This window comes from Streptomyces sp. NPDC001502, from assembly GCF_042894785.1.
In the GTDB taxonomy this organism is placed as follows: domain Bacteria; phylum Actinomycetota; class Actinomycetes; order Streptomycetales; family Streptomycetaceae; genus Streptomyces; species Streptomyces kutzneri.
This window is the reverse complement of record NZ_JBIAVW010000010.1, coordinates 234,398-251,148: the sequence shown is the minus strand read 5'-3', so window position 1 is coordinate 251,148 and position 16,751 is coordinate 234,398. Positions and strand designations below refer to the sequence as shown.

Sequence of the window (16,751 nt, the reverse complement as noted above, 5' to 3'; positions counted from 1 at the left end):
GTCCTGAAACAGGAAGGCAACGAACCGGCCAACTTCCCTTCACAACCGGCCGGATCGGGCGAACCTCGCCGGGCTGATCCCGACATGCCGCCCGAAGTGCCGCGTCAGGTGCGCCTGGTCGTAGAACCCCGCCGCCACCGCCGCCTCGGCCGGCCGCACCCCCGCCAGCAGCAGCCGCCGCGCCAGCGCCACCCGCCGCGCGGTCAGATACGCGTGCGGCGGCAGCCCGTAGGCCGCCTTGAAGCTCCGGATCAGGTGCGTGGGATGCGGGTACCCGAGCTCGGCCGAGGCCTCCTCCAGGGTGATCCCCTCGGTCACCCGCGCGTCGAGCAGCTCGCGCAGCCGTACGGCGACCCGCGCACCCGGCACCGGCCCCGGCGCCTGCCCTTCGGCCGCGCGCCCCGCCAGCCGGCGGTGCAGCCGCTCCCGTACGAAGGCCAGGCGCGACCCGGCCTCGAAGGGGTCCCGTTCCGCGAGCGCCAGGTGCAGACCGTGCACGCGCTCGCGGAGCGTGGGGTCGGCCAGCAGCGGGGTGTCGACGGCGGCTCCGGTCAGCCGCTCCGGGAGCACCGAGGTGTCCAGGTACAGCACGCGCTTGCGGAAACCGGCCTCGGTGACGGTCCGCCCGTCGTGGCTCACCCCGGGCGGCAGCAGGACCACCACGTCCGACACCCCGAGGCCGTGCCGCTCCCCGTCGAGGGCGAAGTCCACCCGCCCGCCGTCGAGGATCATCAGCGCCCAGGTGTCGTGCACGTGGGCCGGGTACGCGTGCTCGGTGAAGCGGGCATGGAAGACCTCGGCGATGCCGGGCACCGACGGCTGCCAGGCGGACACGGTGCTGCGCGGGCGTATCGCGGCCATGTCAGGAACGTACAAGACCGCCCGCGGGCGTGCCGACAGGCTGTCCGCATGACGACACACAAGGTCAACATCGCCGAGAAGCTGGCCGGATTCACCGAGCAGTGGGCGCCGCGGCGCATCGCCCGCGTCAACGACTACGAGGTCAAGGCCGCCCGGCTCCAGGGGGAGTTCGTCTGGCACACCCACGAGGACACCGACGAGCTCTTCCTGGTGGTCGGGGGCACCCTGACGATCCGCCTGCGCGACGGGGACGTGGTCCTGGGCCCCGGCGAGATGTACGTGGTCCCGCGCGGGGTCGAACACTGCCCGGCGGCGGAGGAGGAGGCTCAGATCCTGCTCTTCGAGCCGACCGGCACCACCAACACCGGCACCGAGGGCGGCGACCGCACCCGGGAACCGGTGGACGCGTAGGCCGTCCCTTCCGGATCGCGCCGGTGCCGGGGCGCTCCCCGCAGGGCGCCGAAGGCACTACCGCCCGGCCTTGCGCCCCCCCACCACGCCCGGCACCCGAGAAGACGGCCCCGGCACGACTCGGCACCTCGCGGCGTTGTCGGGGCACGCCTTGCGAGGCACCACGCCGGACGCCGCAACCCGGCAAACCTTCCCGGCCGGTCGTGCCGGGGCCGGGTGTGTGCCGGGGCGCTCCCCGCAGGGCGCCGAAGGCACTACCGCCCGGCCTTGCGACCCCCCGCCACGTTCGGCGCCCGAGGAGACGCCCCGGCGCGCGCCCGGCGCCGGCGCGACCAGCCCCGGCGCGGTTCGGCGCGGGCCGGCAAGCGCGTCGACCCCACCGGCAGGCAGCAGCGTCCGGCCCCCGCCGACCGGCCACCGCCCGATGCCGTCCGGCCCAGCGGTCCCAGCGGCTAGGGGGTGTCTTGTCGGTCAGGCCGGATCAGGGAGCGGTGGTCGGTGCCGTGGATCGCAAGGCGGACGAGGGAGGCGACGCGGAGCGTCGCCGACCGAGGACAACGCGGCGAGGCGCGGTGCCGGCCGCCGCGAGCCCGGCATGACCGGCAAGACACCCCCTACGCCTGGGGGGAGCGGGCGTCGTACCGGGCGAAGTTGCGCCACCGCAGCGCGAGCAGGCCCAGCACCAGTACACAGGCCAGCCCGCCGCCCGTGACGGCCACGGTCGGGGAGATCAGGTCGGCGGTGGTCCCGGCGAGGAAGTCTCCGAGCCGGGGCCCGCCCGCGACGACGATGATGAAGACGCCCTGCAGGCGGCCGCGCATGTCGTCGGGGGTGGCGGCCTGGAGCATGGTCGTGCGGAACACCATCGAGGCGGTGTCCGCGTACCCGGCCAGGGCCAGGAAGAACATGCCGAGCCACAGGTTCCGGGTGAGCCCGAACACCGCGACGGCCAGCCCCCAGCCAGCCACGGCGAGCAGGATCGCCAGCCCGTGCCGGCGGATGCGGCCCTGCCAGCCGGAGAACAGCCCGCCGAGCAGCGCCCCGGCGGCCATCGCGGCGACCAGCAGGCCGACCGTACCGGGGCCGCCGCCGTACCAGAGCCCGGCGATGGCCGGGAACAGCGCCCGGGGCTGGGCGAGCACCATGGCGGCCAGGTCGGAGAAGAAGGTCATCCGGATGTTCGGCCGGGTGCCGAGGAAGCGCAGTCCGTCGAGAACGGAGGCCCTTCCCCGGGCGCCCTCGGCCCGGTCGGGCTTCATCGACGGCAGCTTCCACATCGCGTAGAGCGCGGCGGTGAAGGTGACGGCGTCGATCAGGTAGGCCGTCTCGTAGCCCGCGACGGTGACGATGAACCCGCCGAAGGCCGGGCCGACCATCGACCCGAAGGTCATGGTCACCGAGTTCAGGGCGTTGGCGGCGGGCAGCTGTTCGACCGGGAGCAGCCTCGGGATCATGGCGGACCGCGCCGGCCCGGTGAGCGCCCCGCAGACCGCCTGGAGTGCGACGACGGCGTACAGGAACCAGACCCGGTGGAAGTCGAGCAGCGCGGCGGCGGCGAGCACGACCGACAGCGCGGCGGCGCCCATCGAGCTGTAGAGGCCGAGTTTGCGCCGGTCCACGGTGTCGGCGATCGCGCCGCCGTAGAGGCCGAAGACGACGAGCGGGACGAGCGAGAAGAGACCGACGAGCCCGACGGAGAAGCTGGACCGGGTGATGTCGTAGACCTGGAGCGATATCGCGAGGGTGGTCATCGCCTGACCGACCCACGAGATGGTTCCGCCGAACCACAGCCGCCGGTAGTCCGCGGATGCGCTCAGCGGGGTGAGGTCGGCGAATATGCGCTGCCAGAGCTGGGGTGGGGCGGTCGTCCGGGTCACAGCGGATGATAACCACCGGCCGTCCGCCGCCCTCCTGGATTTTCGGCCCCTTCACACACCGGCAACAGTCGCCACACCCGGCTCCGGGCTCCCGGCCCGGGCGGCGCATTGCCGGTAACTCGCCACTATCACCGGACATTTGACCGAATCGACGTGCGCTCCTCACCTCGGGTTCAGCTCATGATGAAAAGACTCGTATGTCCAGGGAGGCGTAGTGATCGAACCTGGCAACAGCACCACGAGCACCGGCACGACGCAGAACACGGTGCGCACCACCGTCCCCCTCACCGTCGGCGTCGAGGAGGAGTTCCTGCTCGTCGACGCCCGCAGCTTCCGGGTGGTTCCCGCCGCCCCGCTGGTCCTGGCGACGGCCGGCGGGCTGCCCGGCGAGCTCCACCCCGAGGGCACCCGCTACCAGGTGGAGATATCCACCCCGATAGCCCACTCGGCGGCCTCGCTGCGCACCGAGCTCGCCGCCCTGCGGCGCACCCTCGGCCGGGCCGCCCGCGCCCACGGCTGCCGGCTGCTGGCCGCCCCCTCACCGGTCGTCGCGGTGGAGGGGCCGCTGCACCTGACCGACGACGAGCCGCGCCAGCGCGAGCAGCACCGCCGCTTCGGCGCGCTCACCGACACGCTGGTCAGCTGCGGCCGCCACATCCACATCGGCACGCTCGACGTGGACACGGCGGTGGCCGTGTCGAACCGGATCAGACCCTGGCTTCCCACGCTGATCGCGCTGGCCGCCAACTCGCCGTTCTGGGGCGGCCGTGACACCGGTCACGCCAGCTGGCGGGCGATGGCCTGGTCCGGCTGGCCCTCGGCGGGCCTGCCCCCGCACTTCACGTCCACGGCGCACTTCCGGCGCTCGGTGCAGACCCTGCTCGGCTCCGGGGCGGCCCTGGACACCAAGATGGTCTATTGGGACCTCCGCCCCTCCGGGCACTGGCCGACGCTCGAGCTCCGGGCGCCCGACATGTCCCCGGACATCGACTCGGCCATCCTGCAGGCCGAACTGGCGCGGGCGCTGGTCTCCACGGCGCTGCGCGAGATCGCGGAGCGCCGCCCCGAACCGGCCGTACGGGACGACGTACTGCGCCTCGCGCGCTGGCGGGCGGCCCACGACGGCCTGGAGGGCTTCGGCCTCGACCCGTACTCGGGGACGGAACTCCCCGCGGCGGACCTCGCGGAGGCCCTGCTGGACCTGGTCGCCCCGGAACTGGCCGCCGCCGGCGACCTCGACCACGCCGCCAAGACCCTGGCGGGCCTCCTGCGCGACGGCTCGGGCGCCCATCGCCAGCGGGTGGCGTTCGCCCGTCGGCAGGACCTGACGGACGTGCTGCGCCACCTCACGGACGAGACGGAGGACTTCTGACCCACGCCCGGCGTCCGGAAACGCCGAAGCCGCAGGTGCAATCGTTTCTGCACCTGCGGCTCGCAGTGGGGCGGGTGGGACTCGAACCCACGGCCGACGGATTATGAGTCCGCTGCTCTAACCGGCTGAGCTACCGCCCCTTCACGGCGTGGCGCGTACACGTGTGCGCGCCGTCTGCCGCAGCATAGCCGCTCATACGATCTCCTGCCTCGGATGCCTCGCATGATCGGCTTCGCCTGTTCAGAGAGACCGCGCCGAGGGCTGCCCGGTTCCGGAACGGGGCGACAAAGAAAAGAAGAGGACCCCTCAGGGTCCTCTTCTTCTTCCTTGCTCCCCCGGCTGGACTCGAACCAGCAACCCTCCGGTTAACAGCCGAATGCTCTGCCAATTGAGCTACAGGGGACCGCGCTCCCCCGACTGGACTCGAACCAGTAACCTGCCGGTTAACAGCCGGCTGCTCTGCCAATTGAGCTACAGGGGATTGCTGCGGTGCATCGAACAGCCCACCTCCGGCGTTGCCGGGGGGCGAGTGCCCGTTGCGAGTCATAGATTAGCGCAAGCAGGGGGGTGCTCCGCCAATCGGTATCGACAGCGGGCCGGGCACCACACGACGAAGGGTGACAGGCATGCGGTACAAGGTCACGTTCGTGGTCGGACTGGCCCTCGGGTACGTGCTCGGAACCCGGGCCGGACGCGAGCGCTACGAGCAGCTGCGGAAGTCCGCGCGGCAGCTCGCGCAGAACCCCGCGGTGCGCAATGCCGCCGAGACCGCGGGCCAGACCGGGCGCGAGTTCGCCGGGAAGGCCTTCACCGCGGTGAGCCACAAGGTCGGCGACGCCGTCCCGGACTCGCTCGCCGGGCGGGTACGGGGGCTGCGCGACCGGGTCGGCGGCGGCGCCGGCGAGGACGACTGGGGCACCAGCAACACCTGAGCTGCACAGGTCCGTGCCGGGGCCCACGGGATCCATGAGGTTCCGGGGGCTCCGGACCGGTCGAGTCCGGCCCCGCGTGCGGCAGAATTCACCGCATGGGGATAGTCGCCGGGCTGGACAGCTCTTCCGCGTTCACACGCATCGTCGTCTGTGACACCGAGACCGGCGCCGTGCTGCGCCAGGGGTACGCACCCCATCCACAGCCCACGGGTGAACCGGAAGGCGCGAATCCCCACGAGACCGACCCGCAGGCCTGGCTGCTCTCGCTCGGCGAGGCCGCCGGCGGCGGGCTCCTCGAAGGGGTCCAGGCCATAGGGGTCTCCGCGCAGCAGCACGGTCTGCTGCCGCTGGACCCGCAGGGCGCCCTGGTGCGTCCCGCCCTCGTCGGCAACGACAAGCGCGGCCAGGTCGCCGCCGCCGACCTCATCGACGCCTACGGCGGCCGGCACGGCTGGGTCGAGGCGGTGGGCTCGGTCCCGCACTCCGCGCAGCCGGTCGCGAAGCTGGCCTGGCTGGCCCGCAACGAGCCCGAGGCCGCCCGCCGGATCGCCGTGCTGATGTCCCCGCACGACTGGCTCGTCTGGCAGCTGCTGGGCCGCCCGGCCCGCCGGACCACCGACCGCGGCGGCGCCTCCGGTACCGGGTACTGGTCGGCGGCCACCGGAACCTGGCGCCCCGACCTGGTCGAGCTGGCGCTCGGGCACCGGGCGCTGCTGCCCGAGGTGCTCGGCCCGGCCGATGCCGCCGGGACCACGCCCGAGGGGCTGCTGATCTCCGCCGGCACCGGCGAGACGATGGCCGCCGCGCTCGGGCTGGGGCTGGGCCCCGGCGACGCGGTGGTCTCGCTCGGTGCCTCCGGTTCGGTGATGGCGGTGCACCACGAGGCGGTGTCGGAGCCGGGCGGGCTGGTCACCTCGCTGGCCGACGCCAGCGGCATGCACCTGCCCGTGGTGAACACCTCCAACGCCGTACGGGCGCTGCGCGGCACCGCCGAGCTGCTCGGCACCGATCTGGAGGGGCTGTCCGAGCTCGCGCTGAAGTCGACGCCGGGCGCGCACGGCCTCGTACTCCTGCCGTACCTGGAGGGTGAGCGGACCCCGAACCTGCCGCACGCCGCCGGCACCCTGTCCGGGCTGCGCCGGGACTCGATGAAGCCGGAGCACCTGGCCCGGGCCGCCTTCGAGGGCATGCTGTGCGGGCTGGTGGACGCGCTGGACGTGCTGCGGTCGCGCGGGGTCGAGATCCGCCGGGTGTTCCTGCTGGGCGCGGCGGCCGAGCTGCCCGCCGTGCAGGCCGCGGCCCCCGGGCTGTTCGGTACGCAGGTCGTCGTACCGGCGCCGGCCGACTACGCGGCGCTGGGCGCGGCCCGCCAGGCGGCCTGGGCGCTCGGTGTGGCGCAGGGCACCCTGGCCCCGCACACCCCGCCGGTCTGGCCGGCCCCCGCGGCCCAGGTCTTCGAGCCGGGCGAGGAGTTCCCGGCGTGGCAGGCGGTACGCCAGCAGTACATCGCGACGCGGGAGCAGATCCACCCCGGGGCGTTCTAGCGAGATCCGGTCGGGCACCGCCTACGTCGCGGGTCGGGGCGGGCTGGTCCTTTTGACCGGCCTTTGCGAAATCCGGTGGGGATCACAGGGCCGGTTGGCCCAAGATGGGTTGAACCCCTCGATCATGCCGACCGGAGCCTGCGCGTGCTCATACGACTTCTGCGGACCCATCTGGGTACGTACCGGAAACCCATCGTGGTGCTGGTCCTGCTGCAACTGCTGCAGACCAGCGCCAGCCTCTACCTGCCCACACTCAACGCCGACATCATCGACAACGGTGTCGTCAACGGCGACACGGGCTACATCCTGCGCTTCGGCGCGCTGATGCTCGGCGTCTCCCTCGTCCAGCTCGTCTGCAACGTCGGAGCCGTCTACTACGGCGCCCGCACGGCCGCGGCCTTCGGCCGGGACGTCCGCGCCGCGATCTTCGACCGCGTGCAGAGCTTCTCGGCACGGGAGCTGGGCCAGTTCGGTGCCCCGTCGCTGATCACCCGTACGACGAACGACGTCCAGCAGGTCCAGATGCTGGTGCTGATGACCTTCACGCTGATGGTCTCGGCCCCCATCATGTGCGTCGGCGGTATCGCCATGGCGCTCTCGCTCGACGTGAAGCTGTCGGGCGTACTGCTCGCCGTCGTCCCGGTGCTCGGGATCTCGGTCGGCGCGATCGTCTTCAGGACGCGGCCGCTGTTCCGCCAGATGCAGGCGCGCCTCGACACCGTGAACCGGGTCCTGCGCGAGCAGATCACCGGCAACCGGGTGATCCGCGCCTTCGTCCGCGACGACTACGAGAAGGACCGCTTCCGCGAGGCCAACGCCGACCTGACCGGTGTCTCCCTGGCCGCCGGCAAGCTGCTGGCCTTCATGTTCCCCACCGTCATCGTGGTCGTGAACATCTCCAGCGTCGCCGTCATCTGGTTCGGTGCGATGCGCGTCGACAGCGGCGGCATGGAGATCGGCCAGCTGACGGCCTTCCTCGCCTACCTGATGCAGATCGTCATGGCCGTGATGATGGCCACCTTCATGTTCATGATGGTGCCGCGCGCCGAGGTCTGCGGGGAGCGCATCCAGGAGGTCCTGGACACCGAGTCCAGCGTGGTGCCGCCCAAGGACCCGGTGCGCGAACTCGCCCGCCGCGGCCGCCTGGAGCTGCGCGGCGCCGACTTCCGCTACCCGGGCGCCGAGGCCCCGGTCCTGCGCGGGGTGGACCTGGTGGCCCGCCCCGGCGAGACCACGGCGGTCATCGGCTCCACCGGAAGCGGCAAGTCCACGCTGCTGGGCCTCGTCCCGCGACTGTTCGACGCGACCGGCGGCGAGGTCCTCGTCGACGGGGAGGACGTCCGCGTACTCGACCCGGAACTCCTGGCCAGGACGGTCGGCATGGTGCCGCAGAAGCCGTACCTGTTCTCCGGGACCATCGCCTCCAACCTGCGCTACGGACGCCCGGACGCGAGCGACGAAGAGCTCTGGCAGGCGCTGGAGGTGGCCCAGGCCAAGGAGTTCGTCTCCGCGCTGGAGGGTGGCCTGGACGCCCCCGTCAGCCAGGGCGGAACCAATGTCTCCGGCGGCCAGCGCCAGCGTCTGGCCATCGCCCGCACGCTCGTGCAGCGCCCGGAGATCTACCTCTTCGACGACTCCTTCTCGGCCCTGGACTACGCGACGGACGCGGCGCTGCGCGCGGCGCTCGCCCGCGAGACCGAGGACGCGACCGTGGTCATCGTCGCCCAGCGGGTCTCCACGATCCGCGACGCCGACCGGATCATCGTCCTGGACGAGGGCCAGGTCGTGGGTGAGGGACGCCACCACGAGCTGATGGCCGGCAACGAGACCTACCGGGAGATCGTGCTCTCCCAGCTGACGGAGGCGGAGGCCGCATGAGCGGGCCCGGAGGACGGATGATGATGGGACCGGCCCAGCGGTCCATGGACTTCAAGGGCTCGGGCAAGCGGCTGCTGCGTCAGCTCGCGTACGACCGGGCCAAGATCTGGGGCATGGTCGCGGCCGTCGTCGGCAGTGTCGGCTGCGCGGTGGTCGGCCCGAAGATCCTGGGGGAGGCCACCGACCTGGTGTTCGCCGGGATCGTCGGCCGCGAGATGCCGGCCGGGGCCACCAAGCAGCAGGCGCTGGACGGTCTGCGCGCCCGGGGCCAGGACGGTATGGCGGACATGCTCGCCGGTACCGACTTCACCCCGGGGCAGGGCATCGACTTCGGTGCGGTCGGCGTCGTCGCGATCTGGGCGCTGGTGGTCTTCACCCTGGCCGGCCTGCTGATGCTGGTCGCCACACGGCTGTCGAACCACGTCATGAACGGCACCGTCTACCGGATGCGCGAGGAGCTCCAGGCGAAGCTGTCGCGGCTGCCGCTGTCGTACTTCGACCAGCAGAAGCGCGGCGAGGTGCTGAGCCGGGCCACGAACGACATCGACAACATCGGCCAGACGCTCCAGCAGACGATGGGCCAGCTGCTGAACTCGCTGCTGACCATCGTCGGCGTGCTCGTGATGATGTTCTGGATCTCGCCGCTGCTGGCGCTGGTCGCGCTGGTGACCGTGCCGCTGTCGGTGTTCGTCGCCGCGAAGATCGGCAAGAAGTCGCAGCCGCAGTTCGTGGCGCAGTGGAAGGCGACCGGCGCGCTCAACGCCCACATCGAGGAGATGTACTCGGGCCACAGCCTGGTCAAGGTCTTCGGCCGGCAGAAGGAGTCCGCGGCCGTCTTCGCCGAGCAGAACGAGGCGCTGTTCCGGGCCTCGTTCAAGGCGCAGCTGGTCAGCGGCATCATGCAGCCGGTGATGTTCTTCATCTCGAACATCAACTACGTGCTGATAGCCGTCGTCGGCGGGCTCCGGGTCGCTTCCGGCACCCTGTCGATCGGTGACGTGCAGGCCTTCATCCAGTACTCGCGGCAGTTCTCGATGCCGCTGACGCAGGTCGCCTCGATGGCGAACCTCGTGCAGTCCGGTGTCGCCTCGGCGGAGCGGGTGTACGAGCTGCTCGACGCGGCGGAGCAGGAGCCGGACGCCGAGGTTCCGGAGCGTCCGCAGGAGCTGCGCGGTCAGGTCACCTTCGACAAGGTGGCGTTCCGTTACGAGCCGGACAGGCCGCTGATCGAGAACCTCTCGCTCACGGTCGAGCCGGGCCACACGGTCGCGATCGTCGGCCCGACCGGCGCCGGAAAGACCACGCTGGTCAATCTGCTGATGCGGTTCTACGAGATCACGGGCGGGGAGATCGCCCTCGACGGGGTGGACATCGCGAAGATGACCCGCGAGGAACTGCGCGACGGCATCGGCATGGTGCTCCAGGACACCTGGCTGTTCGGCGGCACCATCGCGGAGAACATCGCCTACGGTGCTTCGCGCGAGGTCACCCGTGCCGAGATCGAGGAGGCGGCGCGGGCCGCCCACGCGGACCGGTTCATCCGCACCCTGCCGGACGGCTACGACACCGTGCTGGACGACGAGGGCGCGGGGGTCAGCGCGGGCGAGAAGCAGCTGATCACCATCGCCCGGGCGTTCCTGTCGGAGCCGGTGATCCTGGTGCTCGACGAGGCGACGAGCTCGGTGGACACCCGTACCGAGGTACTGATCCAGAAGGCGATGGCACGCCTCGCGCGCGGCCGTACGTCCTTCGTGATCGCGCACCGGCTCTCCACGATCCGCGACGCGGACGTGATCCTGGTGATGGAGAGCGGATCGATCGTGGAGCAGGGCACGCACGAGGAGCTGCTGGCCTCGGGCGGCGCGTACGCGCGGCTGTACGCGGCGCAGTTCGCGCAGGCGGTGGCCGAGGTCGACTAGGCCGTCTCCTTCGCGGGCCGCACGGCGCAGGGGCACCCGGGTACGGGACGCACCCGGGTTCCCCTGCGCCGTCGTTAGCATGGCGGCATGGCACTTGACATGGTGATTCGCCCTGCCCGGGCGGAGGACGAGCGCGGGATACTGGAGCTGTTCCGCTCGACGTGGTCGCGCGTGAGCGAACCCGGGCCCGAACGCCCGGCCGACGCAGCCGTCTTCGACGAGCGGCACCCCGTGGAGAACTACCTCGTCGCGGAACGCGGGCAGAGGATCGTCGGGTACATCGCCCACGCCCCGGCCAGCCCCCTCGAAACCAATCGGCACGTCCGGCACATCCAGGGACTGGCCGTCCTCGAATCCGCTCGTGGCAGCGGGGTCGGGCAGGCCCTCGTCGAGGCGGTCTGCGCCGCCGCGCGGGCCGGTGGTGCCCGCCGCATGAACCTGCGCGTGCTCGGCCACAACGGGCCGGCGCAGCAGCTCTACCGGCGCTGCGGCTTCACGGTGGTCGGTGTGCTGCCCGAGGAGTTCCTGCTGGACGGGGCCTATGTCGACGACGTCTGGATGAGCCGGAGCCTGTCCGACCCGCGCGATCCCGCGCAGCCACAGCCGTAGCCGAGCGACGGGGTGGGGGCGCCTGGCGGGGCGCCCCCTTTTCCGTTGGTCCGCCGGTCCGGTGCCGTCAGTCCAGGTAGCCGCGGAGCTGGTCGGCGAAGGCGTGGTCGCGCAGTTTGTTGAGGGTCTTGGACTCGATCTGGCGGATCCGCTCGCGCGTCACGCCGAAGATCCGCCCGATCTCCTCCAGGGTGCGGGGCCGCCCGTCGGCGAGGCCGTACCTCAGCTGCACGACCTTGCGTTCGCGCTCGCCGAGGGTCGACAGGACGGCTTCCAGGTGCTCGCGCAGCAGGAAGAAGGCGGCCGACTCCACGGGCGAGGCCGCGTCCCCGTCCTCGATGAGGTCGCCGAGCGCGACGTCGTCCTCCTCGCCCACGGGGGCGTGCAGGGAGACCGGCTCCTGGGCGAGGCGGAGCACCTCCAGGACCCGCTCGGGGGTCAGCTCCAGGTGGACGGCCACCTCTTCGGCCGTGGGCTCGTACCCGCGCTCCTGGAGCATCCGGCGCTGGACGCGGACGACCCGGTTGATCAGTTCGACGACGTGGACGGGCACGCGGATGGTCCGGGCCTGGTCGGCGAGGGCCCGGGACATCGCCTGCCGGATCCACCAGGTGGCGTAGGTGGAGAACTTGTACCCGCGGGCGTAGTCGAACTTCTCGACGGCCCGGATCAGCCCGAGGTTCCCCTCCTGCACGAGGTCGAGCATGGTGAGTCCGCGGCCCACGTACCGCTTGGCGACGGAGACGACGAGCCGCAGGTTCGACTCGATGAGCCGGCGTTTGGCCATCCGCCCCATGACGACGAGCTTGTCGAGGTCGAGGGCGAGCTGGGAGTCGAGGTCGGGGGTGTTGCCGAGCTTCTCCTCGGCGAACAGGCCGGCTTCGACGCGTCGCGCGAGGTCCACCTCCTCGGCGGCGGTGAGCAGCGGGATCCTGCCTATCTCGCGGAGGTACTGCCGGAACAGGTCGGCGGACGGTCCTGCTCCGCCTCCGCTGTCGGTGCTGCTGCGCCTGCGCTGCACGGGCACCGGCTCGATCAGCTCCAGTACCTCGGGCTCTTCGTCCACGGCCTTGGCCTCCGAGGACTCGCTCACGTTCACGGTCAGGGTCCGGGTCTGCACGGGGGCGACCTCCAGGGCTCCGAGGACGGGGGCACCGCACCTCAGTGTGGGGTACGACACATCGCGGCCACGAGGGGCGTGCGAGCACTTTCTGAGTCCGGTGCGTGACCGGATGGTTACCCGCCGGCGAGAACCCCGATGCGGATCGGACGCATGTCCGAGATGATCGACTCCATGTCGGAGTACGAGACCCATGTGACGGTGCGCTGCGCGGACGCGGCCGAGCTGGCGCGTCTCGACGCCTGGGCCGGGGCACGGGAGTTGAAGGTCACGCACATCCTGCTGGCCCGCGGCCGGATGGTGTCCCAGCCGATGCTGACCCTGCCGGACCGCACGGGCCACGAGCTCCTGGTGCCGCGGCTGCGGGCGGCCGGCTTCGCCCCGGTCCGGGTCAAGGTGGAGACGGTCCCGTGGACCACGGACTCCCCCGGCCCGGGCGGCGGCTACTTCGAGCACCACCTGAAGCTGCTGCTGCCCGCGGACTTCGACCGCGCGGCCCTGGAGTCCCTGGTCGTCCCGCACGGGGCCCACCTGTCCTGGAACGCCCGCCGGGTCCTGGCCGCAGGCGCGCAGGAGCGGTTCGTGACCCAGCGGTGGCGCGGCACGGCGGCGGAGGCGGGCGCGGCCTGCGACGCGCTGGTCGCCGCGCTCGGCTCGGCCGGGTACGAAATCCGTTCGGAGGAGCGGGAGTTCGTGCTGTACGACAGTGACCTGTCGGTGGACGACGGGTGGATCGGCGAAGAGGTGACGGCATGACCGGGACGAGCGCGCAGGACGCGGCCAGGGACGACTGGAGGCGGCGCCAGATCGACCTGCCCCGCACCTCCACGGCGGGGCTGGACGCGGCGGGCCCCGATGCCCGGGTCTTCGACCCGGCGCTGAAGCACTTCGCGGACGGCTACCGGATCACGGACGCGGCCGTGGACGGCGCGCTGCGCCCCGCCTGGCGGGCCGCCCGCCGCACGGCACTCGACGTGGTGGCGCGGGGCGTCGCCGGGTCGGGCTGGGCGGATTCGCTGGTGCTGCGGGGCAGCATGCTCATGGCCGGATGGTTCGGGGCGGCGGCCCGGGAGCCGCACGACCTGGACTTCGTGGTGGTCCCCCAGGACTGGGCGATCGGGGAGCCGCGCACCGCGCGGCTGCTGACGGCCGTCGCGGAGGCGGCCGAGCGGGCCGCCGACGAGCAGGGCGGGCTGGTGATCGCGGCCGGCGCGGCGGTCTGCGAGGACATCTGGACGTACGAGCGCGTCCCCGGGCGCCGTCTGGTCCTGCCCTGGTCGGCGCCGGGGCTGCCCGGCGGCCAGGTCCAGCTGGACTTCGTCTTCAACGAGCGGCTCCCGGCGGCGCCGGAGCCGGCCGACGTCGCGGGGGTGCGCCTGCGGGCGGCCACGCCGGAGCTGTCGCTGGCGTGGAAGCTGATCTGGCTGGCCACCGACATGTACCCGCAGGGCAAGGACCTCTACGACGCGGTCCTGCTCGCCGAACGCTGCACGGCTCCGTACGAGCTGATCCACACGGTCTTCCGGGAGTCGGGCGAGTACTTCCCGCCGAATGCGCCCTGGGACACCCCGCTGACCCTGGAGGCCTTCGCCGAGGTCAAGTGGGCCGACTGGGACACCTTCTTGGCCGACTACCCGGGGATCTCCGGCTCCGCCGAGTCCTACGCCGAGCGGCTGCTGGCCGCCCTGGCGCCGACGTTCGCGGGGCGCGGCTAGGCAATCTCGACGCGGACCGCGCAGACCTTGAATTCCGGCATCCGGGACACCGGGTCGAGCGCCGGGTTGGTCAGGGTGTTGGCGCGGCCCTCGCCCGGCCAGTGGAAGGGCATGAAGACCGTGTCCGCCCGGATGGTGTCGGTGATGCGGGCCGGGGCGACGGCCCGGCCGCGACGGGAGGTCACGGCGAGGGGGCTGCCGTCGACGGCGCCGATCCGGGCGGCCAGCCGGGGGTGGAGTTCCACGAAGGGGCCGGGGGCGGCCGCGTTGAGCTCGTCCACCCGGCGGGTCTGGGCCCCGGACTGGTACTGGGCGACCACCCGGCCGGTGGTGAGCAGCAGCGGGTAGTCCGCGTCGGGGACCTCGGCGGCGTCGCGGTGGGAGACGGGGACGAAGCGGGCCCGGCCGTCGTCGGTGGCGAAGCGGTCCAGGAAGAGCCGCTCGGTTCCCGGGGGGCCGTCGGTGCCTTCCGGGCCTTCCGGGCAGGGCCAGAAGACGCCCTGTTCGGCTTCGATCCGGGCGTAGGTGATGCCCGAGTAGTCCGCGGGGCCGCCGGCCGAGGCGCGGCGCAGTTCCTCGAAGACCTCCTCCGGCTCGGTGGGGAAGCCCTTCTCGACGCCCAGGCGGGCGGCGAGTCCGTGCAGGACGTCCAGGTCGCTGCGGATCCCCGGCGGCGGGGTCAGCGCCCGGCGGCGCAGCAGGACGCGGCCCTCCAGGTTGGTGGTGGTGCCGGTCTCCTCCGCCCACTGGGTGACCGGGAGGACCACGTCCGCGAGGGCCGCGGTCTCGGAGAGGACGACGTCGGCCACCGCGAGGAAGTCCAGGGAGCGGATGCGGTCCTCGACGTGTCCGGCGCGGGGGGCGGACACCACCGGGTTGGAGCCCATCAGGAGCAGGGCCTTCACGTCCGTACCGAGGGCGTCGAGGAGTTCGTAGGCGCTGCGGCCCGGGCCGGGGAGGCTGTCGGGGTCGACGCCCCAGACCCCGGCGACGTGGGCGCGGGCCGCCGGGTCGGTGAGCTTGCGGTAGCCGGGGAGCTGGTCGGCCTTCTGGCCGTGCTCGCGGCCGCCCTGGCCGTTGCCCTGCCCGGTGAGGCAGCCGTAGCCGGACAGCGGGCGGCCGGCCCGGCCGGTGGCCAGGCACAGGTTGATCCAGGCGCCGACGGTGTCGGTGCCCTTGGACTGCTGCTCGGGTCCCCGGGCGGTGAGGACCATGGCGGATTCCGGGGCGCAGAACATCGCCACGGCCTCGCGGAGCCTGGGGACCGGTATCCCGGTGATGCGCTCGACCAGCTCCGGCCAGTGGGCCATCGCGGCGGCCCGGGTCTCCTCCCAGCCGGTGGTGCGCGCGGCGATGAACTCCTCGTCGGTCCGGCCTTCCGCGACGATCAGGTGCAGCAGGCCGAGGGCGAGGGCCAGGTCGGTGCCGGGGCGCGGGGCGAGGTGCAGGTCGGCCTGTTCGGCGGTACGGGTACGGCGCGGGTCGATGACGATCAGGGTGCCGCCGTTGGCTTTGAGCTCCGTGAGGTAGCGCAGCGCGGGCGGCATGGTCTCGGCGAGGTTCGAGCCGACGAGGATCACGCAGCCGGTGCGGGGGATGTCCGCCAGCGGGAAGGGCAGCCCGCGGTCGAGCCCGAAGGCCCGCTGGTGGGCGGCGGCGGCCGAGGACATGCAGAAGCGGCCGTTGTAGTCGATCTGCGAGGTGCGCAGGGCGACGCGGGCGAACTTGCCGAGCGCGTAGGCCTTCTCGTTGGTGAGCCCGCCGCCGCCGAAGACCCCGACGGCGTCGGGGCCGTACGTGCGGCCGGTGCGGGCGAGTCCCTCGGCGACGGCGTCGAGGGCCTCCTCCCAGGTGGCCGGCTCCAGCCGCCCGGCGTGGGTGCGGACGAGCGGCCGGGTCAGGCGTACCCGGGAGGAGAGCACGGCGGGGGCGGTGCGGCCCTTGCCGCACAGCGCGCCCCGGTTGACGGGGAAGTCGGCCCGCTCCTCCACCGCCACGGTGGCGCCGCCCGGTTCGGGGCGCAGCCTCATCCCGCACTGCAGGGCGCAGTAGGGGCAGTGCGTGTCGGTGACGGAATCGGAGGTGTGCATACGGTCCAGCGTGGGTCGGTGGTGTTACGCCGGCCGCCGCTGCGCGTTACAAGTCCGGGTGCTCCGCCTCAGCGCCGCCGGACGGCTGCGGTGAGGCCCGGCGCAGCGGTGGACGGTCGACGAGTTCGACGTACACGATCCGGCCGTCGACGACGTCGAGGTTCAAGAACCCGCTGCCCGGGTCGAGGGCCAGCATGCGGTGACCGGGACCGTACGGCGTGCCGGGCGGATGCCGGTGGGTGCGGAAGCTCTGGCAGAAGTCGTTGCGGCAGTCGCACTCCTCCAGCAGGCGGAGGTCGTACGCGCAGACGGCGAGCCAGGGCTCCCCTTCCGCCTCCAGTAGCCGCACGAGCTGTGCCGTCAGGTCGGGGAAGACGTCACGTACGAGGGGTCCGTCCTGTTCCGCGGTGTGCTGTTCCACGG

General features: G+C 72.4%; 14 protein-coding genes and 3 tRNA genes. 9 read left to right on the top strand and 8 right to left on the bottom strand.

What is annotated here, in order from left to right:
* Positions 1 to 39 precede the first annotated feature (39 nt).
* Positions 40 to 861, bottom strand: coding sequence for a helix-turn-helix domain-containing protein (locus ACFY0D_RS20105; RefSeq protein WP_390799510.1), 822 nt, complete (start codon positions 859 to 861; stop codon positions 40 to 42).
* A gap of 48 nt (positions 862 to 909) precedes the next feature.
* Here ACFY0D_RS20105 and ACFY0D_RS20100 point away from each other — a divergent pair, with 48 nt between their 5' ends.
* Complete coding sequence (locus ACFY0D_RS20100; RefSeq protein ID WP_390799509.1) at positions 910 to 1,272, top strand: cupin domain-containing protein; 363 nt, start codon at positions 910 to 912, stop codon at positions 1,270 to 1,272.
* Positions 1,273 to 1,886: 614 nt separating this feature from the next.
* Here the strand turns inward: ACFY0D_RS20100 and ACFY0D_RS20095 are convergent.
* A complete protein-coding gene (locus ACFY0D_RS20095; protein ID WP_390799508.1) occupies positions 1,887 to 3,149 on the bottom strand; it encodes an MFS transporter in 1,263 nt (420 codons plus the stop codon).
* A gap of 214 nt (positions 3,150 to 3,363) precedes the next feature.
* Between ACFY0D_RS20095 and ACFY0D_RS20090 the strand changes: the two genes are divergently transcribed.
* Positions 3,364 to 4,521: a glutamate--cysteine ligase gene (locus ACFY0D_RS20090; RefSeq protein ID WP_390799507.1), complete on the top strand. Its 1,158-nt coding sequence runs from the start codon at positions 3,364 to 3,366 to the stop codon at positions 4,519 to 4,521.
* Between the two features lie 66 nt (positions 4,522 to 4,587).
* Here the strand turns inward: ACFY0D_RS20090 and ACFY0D_RS20085 are convergent.
* The 3 genes from ACFY0D_RS20085 to ACFY0D_RS20075 all read right to left on the bottom strand — a co-directional run bounded on the left by ACFY0D_RS20085 (position 4,588) and on the right by ACFY0D_RS20075 (position 5,002).
* Positions 4,588 to 4,661: transfer RNA gene (locus ACFY0D_RS20085), tRNA-Ile, on the bottom strand.
* Positions 4,662 to 4,851: 190 nt separating this feature from the next.
* Positions 4,852 to 4,924: transfer RNA gene (locus ACFY0D_RS20080), tRNA-Asn, on the bottom strand.
* Between the two features lie 5 nt (positions 4,925 to 4,929).
* Positions 4,930 to 5,002: transfer RNA gene (locus tag ACFY0D_RS20075), tRNA-Asn, on the bottom strand.
* Positions 5,003 to 5,147: 145 nt separating this feature from the next.
* Here ACFY0D_RS20075 and ACFY0D_RS20070 point away from each other — a divergent pair.
* The 5 genes from ACFY0D_RS20070 (at position 5,148) to ACFY0D_RS20050 (ending at position 11,403) form a co-directional block, all read left to right on the top strand.
* Positions 5,148 to 5,453, top strand: a complete 306-nt coding sequence (locus ACFY0D_RS20070; protein ID WP_351149383.1) for a YtxH domain-containing protein — start codon at positions 5,148 to 5,150, stop codon at positions 5,451 to 5,453.
* Positions 5,454 to 5,548: 95 nt separating this feature from the next.
* Positions 5,549 to 6,997 (top strand): FGGY family carbohydrate kinase, encoded by a 1,449-nt coding sequence (locus tag ACFY0D_RS20065; protein WP_301371342.1) that lies wholly within the window; start codon positions 5,549 to 5,551, stop codon positions 6,995 to 6,997.
* 144 nt (positions 6,998 to 7,141) lie between these two features.
* A complete protein-coding gene (locus ACFY0D_RS20060) occupies positions 7,142 to 8,875 on the top strand; it encodes an ABC transporter ATP-binding protein (protein ID WP_390799506.1) in 1,734 nt (577 codons plus the stop codon).
* Entirely contained in the window at positions 8,872 to 10,794 is a 1,923-nt protein-coding gene (locus tag ACFY0D_RS20055; RefSeq protein ID WP_390799505.1) for an ABC transporter ATP-binding protein, read from the top strand. Before ACFY0D_RS20060 ends, ACFY0D_RS20055 begins: the two co-directional genes overlap by 4 nt.
* Before the next feature lie 87 nt (positions 10,795 to 10,881).
* A complete protein-coding gene (locus ACFY0D_RS20050; RefSeq protein ID WP_390799504.1) occupies positions 10,882 to 11,403 on the top strand; it encodes a GNAT family N-acetyltransferase in 522 nt (173 codons plus the stop codon).
* A 67-nt stretch (positions 11,404 to 11,470) separates the two neighbouring features.
* Here the strand turns inward: ACFY0D_RS20050 and ACFY0D_RS20045 are convergent, their stop codons facing one another.
* Positions 11,471 to 12,583, bottom strand: a complete 1,113-nt coding sequence (locus tag ACFY0D_RS20045; protein ID WP_390799503.1) for an RNA polymerase sigma factor — start codon at positions 12,581 to 12,583, stop codon at positions 11,471 to 11,473.
* Positions 12,584 to 12,676: 93 nt separating this feature from the next.
* On the opposite strand from ACFY0D_RS20045, the gene ACFY0D_RS20040 reads away from it, so the two are divergent.
* A complete protein-coding gene (locus ACFY0D_RS20040; protein WP_390799502.1) occupies positions 12,677 to 13,279 on the top strand; it encodes a hypothetical protein in 603 nt (200 codons plus the stop codon).
* Positions 13,276 to 14,238, top strand: coding sequence for a nucleotidyl transferase AbiEii/AbiGii toxin family protein (locus ACFY0D_RS20035; protein ID WP_390799501.1), 963 nt, complete (start codon positions 13,276 to 13,278; stop codon positions 14,236 to 14,238). Before ACFY0D_RS20040 ends, ACFY0D_RS20035 begins: the two co-directional genes overlap by 4 nt.
* Here ACFY0D_RS20035 and ACFY0D_RS20030 read toward each other — a convergent pair.
* Positions 14,235 to 16,328 (bottom strand): molybdopterin oxidoreductase family protein, encoded by a 2,094-nt coding sequence (locus ACFY0D_RS20030; RefSeq protein WP_390799500.1) that lies wholly within the window; start codon positions 16,326 to 16,328, stop codon positions 14,235 to 14,237. The two genes, ACFY0D_RS20035 and ACFY0D_RS20030, sit on opposite strands and share 4 nt — an antisense overlap.
* 46 nt (positions 16,329 to 16,374) lie before the next feature.
* A complete protein-coding gene (locus tag ACFY0D_RS20025) occupies positions 16,375 to 16,749 on the bottom strand; it encodes a hypothetical protein (RefSeq protein ID WP_390799499.1) in 375 nt (124 codons plus the stop codon).
* Between the last annotated feature and the right edge of the window lie 2 nt (positions 16,750 to 16,751).